This window comes from Blastococcus sp. TF02A-30 (assembly GCF_003319185.1).
Lineage (GTDB): Bacteria > Actinomycetota > Actinomycetes > Mycobacteriales > Geodermatophilaceae > Blastococcus.
Window position 1 is genome coordinate 93,172 of the sequence record NZ_QOHJ01000009.1, and the last position, 13,267, is coordinate 106,438.

9 protein-coding genes are annotated in these 13,267 nt (G+C 73.1%); 7 read left to right on the plus strand and 2 right to left on the minus strand.

What is annotated here, in order from left to right; genetic code table 11:
- The first annotated feature begins 132 nt into the window (after nt 1-132).
- The gene (locus DQ241_RS18880) at nt 133-2,880 is read left to right on the plus strand and encodes a SpoIIE family protein phosphatase (protein ID WP_113831754.1); all 2,748 of its coding nucleotides are present in this window, start codon (nt 133-135) and stop codon (nt 2,878-2,880) included.
- A gap of 76 nt (nt 2,881-2,956) precedes the next feature.
- Here the strand turns inward: DQ241_RS18880 and DQ241_RS18885 are convergent, their stop codons facing one another.
- Both DQ241_RS18885 and DQ241_RS18890 read right to left on the minus strand, forming a co-directional pair.
- Nucleotides 2,957-4,996 carry an acyl-CoA dehydrogenase gene (locus DQ241_RS18885; RefSeq protein ID WP_113831755.1) on the minus strand — a complete coding sequence of 680 codons (2,040 nt, stop codon included), beginning with the start codon at nt 4,994-4,996 and terminating at the stop codon, nt 2,957-2,959.
- Nucleotides 4,993-5,709, minus strand: a complete 717-nt coding sequence (locus tag DQ241_RS18890) for a TetR family transcriptional regulator (RefSeq protein WP_199584741.1) — start codon at nt 5,707-5,709, stop codon at nt 4,993-4,995. Before DQ241_RS18890 ends, DQ241_RS18885 begins: the two co-directional genes overlap by 4 nt.
- Nucleotides 5,710-5,769: 60 nt before the next feature.
- Here DQ241_RS18890 and DQ241_RS18895 point away from each other — a divergent pair, with 60 nt between their 5' ends.
- The 6 genes from DQ241_RS18895 (at nt 5,770) to DQ241_RS18920 (ending at nt 13,234) form a co-directional block, all read left to right on the plus strand.
- Entirely contained in the window at nt 5,770-7,056 is a 1,287-nt protein-coding gene (locus DQ241_RS18895; RefSeq protein WP_113831756.1) for an acetyl-CoA C-acetyltransferase, read from the plus strand.
- An 82-nt stretch (nt 7,057-7,138) separates the two neighbouring features.
- Nucleotides 7,139-8,494, plus strand: a complete 1,356-nt coding sequence (locus DQ241_RS18900; RefSeq protein ID WP_113831757.1) for a 3-oxoacyl-ACP reductase — start codon at nt 7,139-7,141, stop codon at nt 8,492-8,494.
- Nucleotides 8,494-9,348, plus strand: coding sequence for a MaoC/PaaZ C-terminal domain-containing protein (locus DQ241_RS18905; protein ID WP_113831758.1), 855 nt, complete (start codon nt 8,494-8,496; stop codon nt 9,346-9,348). Before DQ241_RS18900 ends, DQ241_RS18905 begins: the two co-directional genes overlap by 1 nt.
- 52 nt (nt 9,349-9,400) lie before the next feature.
- Complete coding sequence (locus DQ241_RS18910) at nt 9,401-10,615, plus strand: acyl-CoA dehydrogenase family protein (RefSeq protein WP_113831759.1); 1,215 nt, start codon at nt 9,401-9,403, stop codon at nt 10,613-10,615.
- A gap of 151 nt (nt 10,616-10,766) precedes the next feature.
- Complete coding sequence (locus DQ241_RS18915; protein WP_113831760.1) at nt 10,767-12,296, plus strand: ABC transporter substrate-binding protein; 1,530 nt, start codon at nt 10,767-10,769, stop codon at nt 12,294-12,296.
- Entirely contained in the window at nt 12,293-13,234 is a 942-nt protein-coding gene (locus tag DQ241_RS18920; RefSeq protein WP_113831805.1) for an ABC transporter permease, read from the plus strand. The genes DQ241_RS18915 and DQ241_RS18920 overlap by 4 nt, the downstream gene beginning before the upstream one ends.
- Nucleotides 13,235-13,267: the final 33 nt, after the last annotated feature.

The following is a 13,267-nucleotide window of genomic DNA, read 5'->3' on the forward strand; positions in this document are numbered from 1 at the left end:
GAACCGGGGTGGCGGCGGTCACCCGGGGGAGGGAGCAACCCGTCGTTCCACCGCAGGGGCCGCGCGCCGTGACAGCATGGGCGGGCAGCGCTCCGACCGGTCCGCTGCCCATGGCGGGCGGAGGGGGAGCGCATGCCGTCGTCGTCCGCTCCCGAGCAGGACACCGCCCGGCCGGCCGCGGCCGGCGACGTGCTGGCCGACCCGATGCGGGTCGCGACGGCCCGCCGGCTGCTCTCCGAGGTGTCCGGCCACGCCGCCTACGACCGCCTCTCCGGGCTGGCGGCGCGCCTGGTGGGTGCGGGGCACGCCAAGATCACCCTCTTCACCGACGAGGACGTCGTCGTCGGTGGCCACGGGCTGCCCCCGGGCGTGGTCGGCGGCCCGGCGCTGCTGACCGGCGCCCTCTCCGCGATGGTGGTGAGCAGCGGCGCGCCCCTGGCCGTCGCCGACGCCCGCGCCGACGAGCGGGTTGGCGGCCTGCCCGCCGTCACGTCGGGGCAGGTCGGTTCCTACCTCGGGTCGCCGCTGATCACCGCGTCGGGGCACGTCGTCGGGGTGCTGGCGCTGTACGACGCCCACCCGCGGGCGTGGACCGACGACGAGGCCGAGCTGCTGCGGCAGCTGGCGGCCCCGGTCGTGGCCGAGCTGGAGCTGGCGGCCGCGAACGCCGACGTGACGTGGTCGGAGCGGCGGCTCGGCGTCGCCTTGGAGGCCAGCTCGGTGGGCATCTGGGAGGTGGACCTGCGGCGCGGCTTCATCGACTGGGACGAGCGCAGCGCGGCCATCTTCGGGTTCGACCGGGCCACCCGCGTGCCGATGGACCGGTTGTTCGCCGAGCACGTGCACCCCGACGACCAGGCAGCCGCCCAGCGGATCATGGAGCAGGCGATCGAGGCGCGGGCCGAGTACTCGCTCGAGATCCGCGTCGTCCGCCGCGACGGCCCGACCCGCTGGATCGTCTGCCGCGGGCGGGTGCTGACCGATCCCGCGGGGGAACCGGAACGGATCCTCGGCACCGTCCTCGACGTGACCGACGCGCGGAGCGAGGCCGACACCCGGCTGGCCGCGGTCCAGCGGGCCGCGGCGATCGCGGAGGTGGCCGCGCAGGTCGCCGGCGCCACCGCGATCAGCGAGCTGGCCGACATCACGCTGCGCGGCGCCGAGGTGCTCGGCGCCGAATCGGGCGGGATCGCGGTCCTCGACCCGGACGGCACCGGAGCGCGGCTCTACCTGGGTGGCCGGCTGATCGACGCGGTCCGCGCCGGGACCCAGGAGGAGCTGACCGGCACCGGGCTGCCCCTGGAGCTCGACGACGAGCTGCCCACCCAGTACACCGCCCGGACCGGGGAGCGGGTGCTGCTGCCCAGCGCCGCGGAGGGCGCGGCCCGCTTCCCCGCCATGGCGCAGGTGACCGAGGTGCTCCACGTGCACGCGCTGGCCTCGCTGCCGCTCGTGGTCGAGGGCCGGTTGCTGGGCAGCTTCGCCGTCTACTGGACCACCGACCACGCGTTCGACGACGAGGACCTGCGCCTGCTCGACGGCCTCGCCGCGCAGATCGCGCTGAGCGTCTCCCGGTTGCAGGCCGACGCGGCGCGCGCGACCGCCGTCACGGCGATGACCGAGGCCAACCAGCGCCTGGCGCTGCTGGCCGAGGCGGGCCGGGTGCTGTCCAGCACGCTGGACATCGACGAGCAGCTGCAGCGGCTGGCCCGCCTGGTCGTCCCGCGGCTCGGCGACTGGTGCTGGATCGTCACCACCGACGACCACGGCCGCCTGCAGGAGTCGGCCAGCTCGCACCGCGACCCCGCCCGCCGCGACGAGGTGGCCGCCTACGTCCGCCGGATGCTGCACGCGGTGACCGACGACGGCGCACCGCGGCTGGTCTACCGGACGGGGCAGCCGCTCGTGATCCCCGAGCTCAGCCCCGAGCGCATGGCGATGTCGCTGGCCGACGAGGACGCGCGCGCCGCGCTGCTCGCCCTGGCCCCCGCTGCGGCGGCCGCGGTGCCGCTGACCTCCCGGGGGCAGACGGTCGGCGTCCTCTGCCTGCTGAACGAGGCCGTGCGCGGCGCGCACTCGGCGGCCGACGTCGACACGGCCGTCGAGATCGGCCGCCGGGCCGGGATGGCGCTGCACCACTCGCGGCTCTACGGCCAGCAGCGGGAGCTCGCGGACGCCCTGCAGCGCAGCATGCTGACCGAGCCACCGGACAGCGAGCACGGCCGGATCGTGGTGCGGTACGTGCCGGCCGCCGAGGGCGCGGAGATCGGCGGGGACTGGTACGACGCCTTCCTGCAGGCCGGCGGTGCCACGGTGCTGGCGATCGGCGACGTCGTCGGGCACGACACCCGGGCCGCGGCGGCCATGGGTCAGGTGCGCGGGCTGCTGCGCGGGATCAGCTACTCCGGCGGCGGCACGCCCGCCGAGGTGCTCGGCGAGGTGGACCGGGCGCTGAGCGGGCTGTCGCTGCGCACGATGGCGACCGCGCTGGTGGCGCGGCTGGAGCCCCAGGGGGACGGCGAGCCGCTGCTGCTGCGCTGGGCCAGCGCCGGGCACCCGCCGCCAGTGCTGGTCGACGCCGACGGCTCGGTGCGGCTGCTCGGTGGGGAGACGGCCGACCTGCTGCTCGGCGTCGCCCCCGGCTGCCACCGGCAGGACCACACCGTGCCGCTCGCCCCGGGCTCGACCGTGCTGCTCTACACCGACGGGCTGGTCGAGCGGCGGGACCGCGACATCGACGCCGGCACCGACCAGCTCCTTGCCGTGCTCCGCGCCTGCGCGGACCTGCCGCTGGACGAGCTCTGCGACCAGGTGCTGGAGCACATGTTCCTGCCCGACGCCGAGGACGACGTCGCCGTCCTCGCCCTCCGGCTGAACTGACCCGACACCTGCGTGATCATCGTCGGACGGCCGGCCCCGGCGGCGTGCCGGGCAGCCACCCGACGATGATCGACCGCTACTGACCCGGGGGGACGTCCAGGTCCGTCGCCGTCCCCTCGGGGGTCTGCTCCCGCAGCTCGGCGTCGCGGGCGGCCATCGTCTCCTGGCGGTCGGGCTCCTCGCGCAGGATCGCGGCGGCCTTCCACGCGTCCGGGATGGCGAAGGCCTCGACCAGCGTGCAGATGTGCGGCCGCAGCTCCCGGAGCAGGCTGTTCACCGTGCCGGTGAGCGTCTTGCCGCGCGCGGGCGTGAGCTGGCCGTGCTCCATGAACCAGGCGCGGTCGGCCTCGAGCGTGGAGAGCGCGTACAGGTCGCACACCGTGTCGAGCAGCGCCTTCGTGTCCGGGTCGGGGGCCCGGTCGACGCCGGCGACGAACGCCTCGAGCACGATCCGCTCGATGTGCGCCCGGGCCGCGGCCAGCACGTGGTCCTGGACGTCGTTGAACATGTCGAACGGGGCCATGCCCTCGGTGGTCGAGTTCTTGCGCAGCCGCCGCATCGCGCCCTCGAGCGTGTGCTTCTCGCGGAACTCGAACATCTTCAGCTGCCAGCCGCGGTCGAGCAGCGGCACCTCGTCGTCGCGACCGGGGACGGCGTCGACGAGCCGGGCGATCAGCCCGCGGGCCGCCGTCCGCTCCAGCACGGTCTCGCGGACCATGTCGGCGATGAAGCCGACCTTCCCCCAGCCCTCCAGCGAGCCGAAGGTGTCGCGGTAGCCGGTGAGCAGGCCCTTGGCCACCAGCTGCAGCAGGACGGTGTTGTCGCCCTCGAAGGTGGTGAAGACGTCGGTGTCGGCCTTGAGGTGCGGGAGCCGGTTCTCCTGCAGGTAGCCGGCACCGCCGCACGCCTCGCGGCACATCTGGATGGTGGCGGTGGCGTGCGCGGTCTGCGCCACCTTCAGCCCGGCGGCCCGCGACTCGAGCTCGCGCTGGGCCGCCTCGTCGATCTCCTGGCCGTGCACGTGCACCGCCGTCTGCACGTCGTGCATGGTCTCGACCAGCTCGCCCTGGGCGAAGTGCAGCGCGTAGGTGCGGGCCAGCGCCGGCAGCAGCTTGCGCTGGTGCACCAGGTAGTCGTTGATGACGATCTCGCGGTCCTCGCCGGGGGCGGCGAACTGCCGGCGCACCTGGCCGTAGTTGACCGCGATGTCCAGCGCCAGCTTGGTGGCCGACGACGCCGAGCCGCCGACGCTGACCCGGCCGCGGACCAGGGTGCCCAGCATGGTGAAGAAGCGGCGGGTCTCGTTCTCGATGCCGGAGGTGTAGCTGCCGTCCTCGGCGACCTGCCCGTAGCGGTCCAGCAGCATGTCGCGCGGGACGCTGACGTGGTCGAAGGTCAGCCGGCCGTTGTCGACGCCGAGCAGGCCGGCCTTCGGGCCGTCGTCCTCGATCGTGACGCCGGGCAGCGGGTTGCCCTGCTCGTCGCGGATCGGCACCAGCCAGGCGTGCACGCCGTGGTTCTGCCCCTGGGTGACCAGCTGGGCGAACACCACGGCCATGCGGCCGTCCTTGGCGGCGTTGCCGATGTAGTCCTTGCGGGCGGCCTGGTGCGGGGTGTGCAGGTCGAAGCACTGCGTCGCGGGGTCGTAGGTGCAGGTGGTGCGCAGCTGCTGGACGTCGGACCCGTGGCCGGTCTCGGTCATCGCGAAGCAGCCGGGCAGGTCGAAGCTCATGACGTCGCGCAGGTACCGCTCGTGGTGCCGGCGGGTGCCCAGCAGCTCCAGCGCGCCCCCGAACAGACCCCACTGGACGCCGGCCTTCACCATGAGCGACAGGTCGGCGAAGGCGAGCATCTCGATGGAGGTGACCGACGCGCCGGAGTCCGCCTCGCCCCCGTACTCCTCGGGGAAGCCGAAGCCCACCCGGCCGGAGGCGGCCAGCTTCGCCGCGGCGCGGGTGACCCGCTCGCGCGCCTCGGCCATCGACTCCCCGTAGACGGGCAGGAAGTCGGCGTCGCCGAGGTTCTCGCGGGCGTCGCGGCGGATGTGCGCCCAGCGGCCGTCGAGGACGTCGCGGATCCGGTCGGGGTCGACCGTCGGGGGCAGGCTGGTGGTCACAGGTCCTCCTCGGTGCGAGCTTCGGTGGGGCGAACATCGGTGGTCACGACGCCGGACAGCCCGGTCCAGGCGAGGTCGGTGAGGTGGGCGGCGAGCTCGGAGCGGAGCATGGGGCGCTCCGCGCGCAGCCACCAGTCGGCGGCCGCGCGCACCATGCCGATGACACCGTGCCCCCAGGGCTGGGCGGCGGCGGGATCGCGGCCGGCGGCCGCCAGCGCCTCGGCCATGAGGGCAGCGGCCCGGTCGCCGACAAGCTCGGAGAGGCCGGCGATCGGGTCGGCGTCCGCCGGCCGGTCGGCGGGGACGGCGGAGACGACGAACCGGTAGAGCGCGGGGTCGGCCTCGATGAAGGCGAGGTAGGCCTCGATCGCGGCGGCGGTCATCGCCCGGGGGTGCTGGCTGCTGGCCATCGCCTCGCGCAGCTGGGTGAGCAGCTGCTCGGCCACCCGGCCGCAGACGGCGAGGTGCAGGTCGGAGCGGTCGGCGAAGTGGCGGTAGACCACCGTCTTGCTGGTCCGGGCCTCGGCGGCGATGTCGTCCATGCCGACCCCGGTGCCGTGCTTGCCGACGGCGGCCATGGCGGCGTCGACCAGCTGCCGACGTCGCTCCTTCCGGTGGTCGTCCCACCTCGAGTCGCGGCGATCACGTGTGGGCGCGATCTTGTCGGGCAATGCACCGCCCTGCGACGAGCGTCTCACCACCTCGGCTTTCATGTGAACGACGGTACCGCGTACTCTGAGTACCGGCCACTCCACCCGACCCCGGAGGTCCCGATGGCAACCCCGACCCGCAAGGCCGCGATCGTCGGCGGTAACCGGATCCCGTTCGCGCGCTCGAACACCGCCTACGCCCAGGCGTCCAACCAGGACATGCTGACCGCGACCCTGGACGGGCTGGTCGCCCGCTTCGGGCTGCAGGGCGAGTCGGTGGGCGAGGTCGTCGCCGGCGCCGTCCTCAAGCACGCCCGCGACTTCAACCTGACCCGGGAGTCGGTGCTGGGCTCCCAGCTGTCGCCCACGACCCCGGCCTACGACATCCAGCAGGCCTGCGGCACCGGCCTGGAGGCGGCGATCCTCGTCGCCAACAAGATCGCCCTGGGGCAGATCGAGGCCGGTATCGCCGGCGGCGTCGACACCACGTCCGACGCCCCGCTCGCGGTCGGCGACGACCTGCGGCGCACCCTGATCTCGCTGAACAACGCCAAGACCGTGGCCGACCGGCTCAAGGCCCTGGCGCGGATCCGCCCCGGTCAGCTGGTGCCGGAGATCCCGCGCAACGCCGAGCCCCGCACCGGACTGGCGATGGGCGACCACGCCGCGATCACCGCCAAGGAGTGGCAGATCGGCCGCGAGGAGCAGGACGAGCTCGCGGTCCTCTCCCACCAGAACATGGCCGCCGCCTACGACCGCGGCTTCTTCGACGACCTGGTCACCCCCTACCTGGGCCTGACCCGCGACAACAACCTGCGCCCGGACTCCAGCGTCGAGAAGCTGGCGACGCTGAAGCCGGTCTTCGGCACGGGCGACCCCGACGCCACCATGACCGCGGCCAACTCCACCCCGCTGACCGACGGGGCGTCGGCGGTGCTGCTGGCGTCGGACGAGTGGGCCGAGGCCAAGGGGCTGCCGGTGCTCGCCCACCTGGTCGACGCGCAGACTGCCGCCGTCGACTACGTGCACGGCGGCGAGGGGCTGCTCATGGCCCCCGTCTACGCCGTCCCGGTCATGCTCGCCCGCAACGGCCTGACCCTGCAGGACTTCGACTTCTACGAGATCCACGAGGCGTTCGCCTCGACGGTGCTCGCCACGATGAAGGCCTGGGAGGACCCGGCGTACTGCAAGGGCAAGCTGGGCCTGGACGCCCCGCTGGGCTCGATCGACCGGTCGAAGCTCAACGTCAACGGCTCGTCGCTGGCCGCCGGGCACCCGTTCGCCGCGACCGGCGGCCGGATCGTCGCCCAGCTGGCGAAGCAGCTGCACGAGGCGGGCCCGGGCAAGCGCGGCCTGATCTCCATCTGCGCCGCCGGCGGCCAGGGCGTCGTCGCCATCCTCGAGTCCTGACCCACCCCGCCAGCTTTCGGTACAGAAAGCTGCGGATCCCCGCTCAGCTTTCGGTACCGAAAGCTGGGAGAAGGAGAGAGTTGTGAGCGACTGGTACACGAACTTCGTCAACTCCGGTGTCGGCACGACGATCAGCAAGCAGCTCGGCCTGCCCCGGCCCGCGGTGCTGCGCCGCTACGAGCCGGGCGAGCCGCTGCTGCCCGGGCCGGTGGTCGTCGGCACGGCCGGCGGAGGCCGGCTGCGCGACACCGTCACCGCCGTCCTCCGGGACGCCGGCGTGACCGTGCTGTCCCCGGTCGCCGCCGACGGCAGCACCGACGGCGAGAAGCTGGGCGCGGTCGTCCTCGACGCCACCGGCCTGAGCGGCCCCGGCGACCTCGCCGCCGCGCACGACTTCCTCGCCCCGGCGATCAGGCGGCTGCGCGCCAGCGGCCGGGTGGTCGTCCTCGCCGACCCGCCGGCACAGGCGGAGACCCCGGCGCAGGCGGCGGCCCGCCAGGCCGTCGACGGGCTCACCCGCTCGATCGGCAAGGAGCTGCTGAACGGGTCGACGGCGAACGCGATCTACGTGCCCGAGGGCGCCGAGGCGTCCCTGGCGAGCCCGCTCACCTTCTTCCTCTCCGGCCGCTCGGCCTACGTCGACGGGCAGGGCGTCACCCTCGCCGCGGCGGACGTGCCGGCGTCCGGTGACCCGGAGAAGCCGCTGGCCGGCAAGGTCGCCGTCGTCACCGGCGCGGCTCGCGGCATCGGCGCCTCCATCGCACAGGTCGTGGCGCGCGACGGCGCGCACGTCGTCGCCGTCGACATCCCGGCGGCGGGGGACAGCCTGGCGAAGGTCGCCAACGAGATCGGCGGGACGGCGCTGCAGCTCGACATCACCGCCCCCGACGCACCGCAGCGGCTCGTCGAGCACCTGCGCGAGCGGCACGGCGGGGTCGACATCGTGGTGCACAACGCCGGGATCACCCGCGACAAGCTGCTGGTCAACATGGACGCCGCCCGCTGGAACTCGGTCATGGCGGTGAACCTGCAGGCCCAGCTGGACATCACCCAGGCGCTGCTCGACGACGGCGACGTCCTGAAGCCCGGCGCCCGCGTCGTCTCCGTCTCCTCGCAGTCCGGCATCGCCGGCAACCGCGGGCAGACCAACTACGCGGCGTCCAAGGCCGGCGTCATCGGCATGGTGCGCGCCTGGGCGCCGCGGTTCGCCGAGCGCGGCGCCACCATCAACGCGGTCGCGCCGGGCTTCATCGTCACCGAGATGACGGCGAAGATGCCCTTCGGCAGGCGCGAGATCGGCTCCCGGATCAACTCCCTGTCCCAGGGTGGGCTGCCGGTCGACGTCGCCGAGACCATCGCCTGGCTCGCGCAGCCGGGCAGCGCCGGGGTCAACGGCCAGGTCGTGCGGGTGTGCGGCCAGTCGATGCTGGGCGCCTGATGGCCACGACGACGCTGGACGCGGCGCCGAACCTGGGCGCGCTCTACGCCAAGGCCACCGTCACCGCCTGGGGGCGCGGCGGCGCGCTGCCCGACGACCGCGTGGCGCGCACCGGGGTGGAGGTCGACCGCGCGCACCTCGCCGAGTACGCGCGGGTGTGCCGGCTGCCGTTCGGCGACGTGCTGCCGGCCACCTACCCGCACATGCTCGCCTTCCCGCTGCAGATGGTGCTCATGAGCGACCGCGCGTTCCCGCTCGCGCTGCCGGGGCTGGTGCACGTGCGCAACCGGATCGAGCAGCTGGCGCCGGTGCCGGTGGCCGCGCGGCTGGACCTCGAGGTCTGGGCCGAGCGCTTCGCCACCCACCGCAGCGGCGCCACCGTCGACCTGTGCGCGTCGGTGTCCACCGGGGGCGCGGAGGTGTGGCGGTCGCGCTCCACCTACCTGGCCCGTGGCGCCTCGGCACCGGCCGGCGCCGAGGCCGCCGACGTCGACGTGCACGTCGGTGCGCTGGACCGGGCCGTGGCCACCTGGCGGGTCCCGGACGACGCCGGACGGCGCTACGCCAAGGTCTCCGGTGACGTGAACCCGATCCACCTCTCCGGGCTCACCGCGAAGGCGTTCGGCTTCAAGCGGGCGATCGCGCACGGCATGTGGGTGAAGGCCCGCGCGCTGGGCGCGGTCGCCAACCGGCTGCCCGAGGCGTTCGCCTACGACGTCCAGTTCAAGAAGCCGCTGTTCCTGCCCTCGACGGTCACCCTCTCGACGGCGCAGGTCGACGGCGGCTGGGACCTCGCCGTCCGCAACGCGAAGAGCGGCAGCGACCACCTGCTGGGGACGATCCGCCCGCAGTGACGTCCGGTACTTCTGATCGCGCGAGGGACCGTTCACGGGGAGGAGTCCGCGCATGGCCGTGTCGTTCGAACTGACCGAGGACCAGGTCGAGCTGCAGGGGTGGGTGCACCGGTTCGCGGCCGACGTCGTCCGCCCGGCCGCGGCCGAGTACGACGAGCGCGAGGACTTCCCGTGGGAGGTGCTGCAGGAGGCCGCGAAGATCGGTCTCTACTCGCTGGACTTCTTCGCCACCCAGTGGTTCGACGAGTCCGGCCTCGGCGTCCCGATCACCATGGAGGAGCTCTTCTGGGGTGACGCCGGGATCGGGCTGGCGATCGTCGGCACCACCCTCGCGGCGGCGAGCGTGACGGCGAACGGCACCGACGAGCAGGTCGGCACGTGGGTGCCGCAGATGTTCGGGACCGTCGACGAGCCCGGGGTCGCGGCCTTCTGCTCCTCGGAGCCGGACGCCGGCTCGGACGTCGGGGCCATGCGCACCCGCGCGGTCTACGACGAGAAGACCGACGAGTGGGTGCTGACCGGCACCAAGACCTGGGCGACCAACGGCGGCATCGCCGACGTCCACGTCGTCACCGCGGTCGTCGACCCGGAGCTGCGCACCCGCGGGCACGCGAGCTTCGTCGTCCCGCCGGGCACGCCGGGCATCGCGCAGGGGCAGAAGTTCCTCAAGCACGGCATCCGCGCCTCGCACACCGCCGAGGTCGTGCTCGACGGCTGCCGCGTCCCGGGGAACTGCCTGCTCGGCGGCCGCGACAGGCTGGAGGAGCGGCTGGCCCGCGCGCGGGAGGGGCTGCGGAGCGGGCGCACCCAGCCGTCGATGGCCACCTTCGAGCGCACCCGGCCTGGCGTCGGCGCCCAGGCGGTGGGCGTTGCGCGGGCCGCCTACGAGTACGCCCTGGACTACGCGAAGCAGCGGGTCCAGTTCGGCCGCCCGATCATCGAGAACCAGGCGATCGCCTTCATGCTCGCCGACATGAAGACCGCGATCGACGCCGCGCGGCTGCTGGTGTGGCGGGCGGCGTGGATGGCCCGCACCGGCCAGCAGTTCACCTCGGCCGAGGGGTCGATGAGCAAGCTCGTCGCCGGGGAGACCGCGGTGCGGGTGACCGAGCAGGCGATGCAGATCCTCGGCGGTAACGGCTACACCCGCGACTACCCCGTCGAGCGGATGGCCCGCGACGCCAAGATCTACACGATCTTCGAGGGCACCTCGGAGATCCAGCGCCTGGTCATCGCCCGGGCGATCTCCGGGGTCCAGATCCGCTGATCCGACGTCCCGGTGGGCTGACCACCGGCGGGACCCGCTGTGTTGCGATGCGGCAACGATCGGTTCCGAGGGCGACTTCGGGTCGCGGACCAGCGGCGACGGGTCCAGGGTCGAGGTCGGACGACGAACCTCGGAGCACCTGGAGGCCCCCGTGCGCGCCACTCGCACCCTCGCCCTCGCCGCCACCGGCGCCCTCGCCCTGAGCGCGTGCGGTGGAGGTGATTCGGTCGACACCGGGAACGGCGGCGGCGGCGGTGGCGGGGCCGGCACGCTGATCGCCGCGGTCAGCGCGCAGCCCGACCAGTTCGACCCGCACGTGACGACGGCCTACCCGAGCTTCCAGGTCCTGGAGAACGTGTACGACACCCTCGTCGTGCCGAACGCGGAGGACCTCACCTTCGAGCCGAGCCTGGCCGAGTCGTGGGAGACCAGCGAGGACGGTCTCACCTGGACGTTCGCGCTCCGCGACGACGTCACCTTCCACGACGGCAGCGAGTTCGACTCCGCCGACGTCGTCTACTCCTACAACCGGATCATCGACGAGGAGCTCAGCAACTCGTTCCGGTTCCAGAACGTCGAGTCGGTCGAGGCCGACGGCCCGCAGACCGTCGTCATCCGGCTCACCCAGCCGACGCCGAACCTGCTGGAGCGGATCGGGTCGTTCAAGGGGATGGCGATCCTCCCGGAGAACGCCGCCGAGGAGCTGGACCTCACGACCGAGGCCAACGGCACCGGGCCCTTCCGGCTGGAGAGCTCCGACGCCAGCAGCACCGAGCTGACCGCCTTCGAGGACTACTGGGGCGGGGCGCCCAGCATCGACGGCGTCGAGTTCCGCTACATCACCGAGCCGGCGGCGGCGCTCACCGCGCTGCAGAACGGCGAGGTGCAGTGGACCGACAACGTCCCGCCGCAGCAGATCGAGTCGCTGGCCGACGACGACTCCGTCGAGCTGCAGACCACCCCGAGCGTCGACTACTGGTACATGGCCATGAACTTCGGCCGCCCGCCGTTCGACAACCGCGACGTCCGCCGGGCGATCTCCTTCGCCATCGACCGGGAGGCCGTGGCCGAGGCGGCGTGGTTCGGGGCGGCCCAGCCCAACCAGACGGCGATCCCGGAGGACAGCTTCTTCCACAGCGACTACGCCCCGTTCGAGCCCGACCCCGACCAGGCGCGCCAGCTGCTCGAGCAGGCCGGCGTCCAGACGCCGCTGACCATGGGCCTGATGGTCACCGACGAGTTCCCGGAGACGGTCACCGCGGCGCAGGTGATCGCCAGCCAGCTGGAGCCGATCGGCATCGACGTGAACATCGAGACGCTGGACTTCGCCACCTGGCTGGACCGCCAGGGCCAGGGCGACTTCGACGCCTTCTACCTCGGCTGGCTGGGCAACCTCGACCCCGCGGCGTACTACCAGGAGCAGCACCAGACCGACGGCCCGAACAACTACCAGGGCTACAGCAACCCGGAGGTCGACCAGCTGCTGCAGCAGGGCTCGACCGAGACCGACGAGGACGCCCGCAAGGAGATCTACGACCAGGCCGCGCGGATCATCGTCGACGACGTCTCCTACCTGTACCTCTACAACCCCGACGTCGTGCAGGCCTGGGCACCGGACCTGCAGGGCTACCAGCTGCGGGCGGACAAGGCGATCAACTTCGAGAACGTGGAGCTGCCCTGACCGGCTACCTCCTCCGCCGGGTCGGCCAGGCGCTGGTCGTCCTGGTGGGGGTGAGCGTCATCGTGTTCGCCCTGGTGCAGCTCGTACCGGGCGACCCGATCCGGCTCGCCCTCGGCACCCGGTTCGACCAGGAGACCTACGACGCGCTCCTGGAGCGGTCGGGCCTGGACCAGCCCCTGGTGCAGCAGTACTTCAACTGGGCGGGGCGGGCGCTCACCGGTGACCTCGGGGTGAGCTTCCGCAGCGGCGAGACGGTCACCTCGCTGATCGCCGAGCGGCTGCCCGCGACGCTCACGCTCGCCTTCGCCTCCATCGTGGTCGCGCTGGCGATCGCCATCCCGCTGGGCACCGTCTCGGCGCTGCGGCCCCGGTCGCTGGTCGACCGGTTCGCCACCGTGATCAGCCAGTTCGGCATCTCCGTGCCGGACTTCTGGATGGCCATCGTGCTCATCCTGGTGTTCGCCGGCACGCTCGGCTGGCTGCCCTCCGGCGGCTACGTCCCGCTCAGCGAGGACCCGCTCGGCTGGCTGCAGCGGCTGATCCTGCCCGCGCTGGTCACCGGCACGGTCTCGGGCTCGGTGATCACCCGGTTCGTGCGCTCCAGCGTGCTGGAGGCGCTGGGCTCCGACCACGTCCGGACGGCGCAGGCGAAGGGGCTGCGCACCCGCCAGGTGTTCGGCTGGCACGTGCTGCGCAACGCCCTGCTCCCGCTGGTCACGGTCACCGGCGTGCAGCTGGCCTACCTGCTGTCCGGCGTCGTCGTGGTGGAGATCGTGTTCTCCTGGCCCGGGCTGGGGCAGCTGGCGCTCCAGGCGGTGCAGGCCCGCGACTACCCGGTGCTCCAGGGGGCGATCCTGCTGTTCGCCGTGGTCTTCCTGGTCATCAACCTGGTCGTGGACGTCCTCTACACGGCCATCGACCCCCGGATCCGCCGATGACACCCAGCCGAGTCCTGCTGCCGATGACCCACA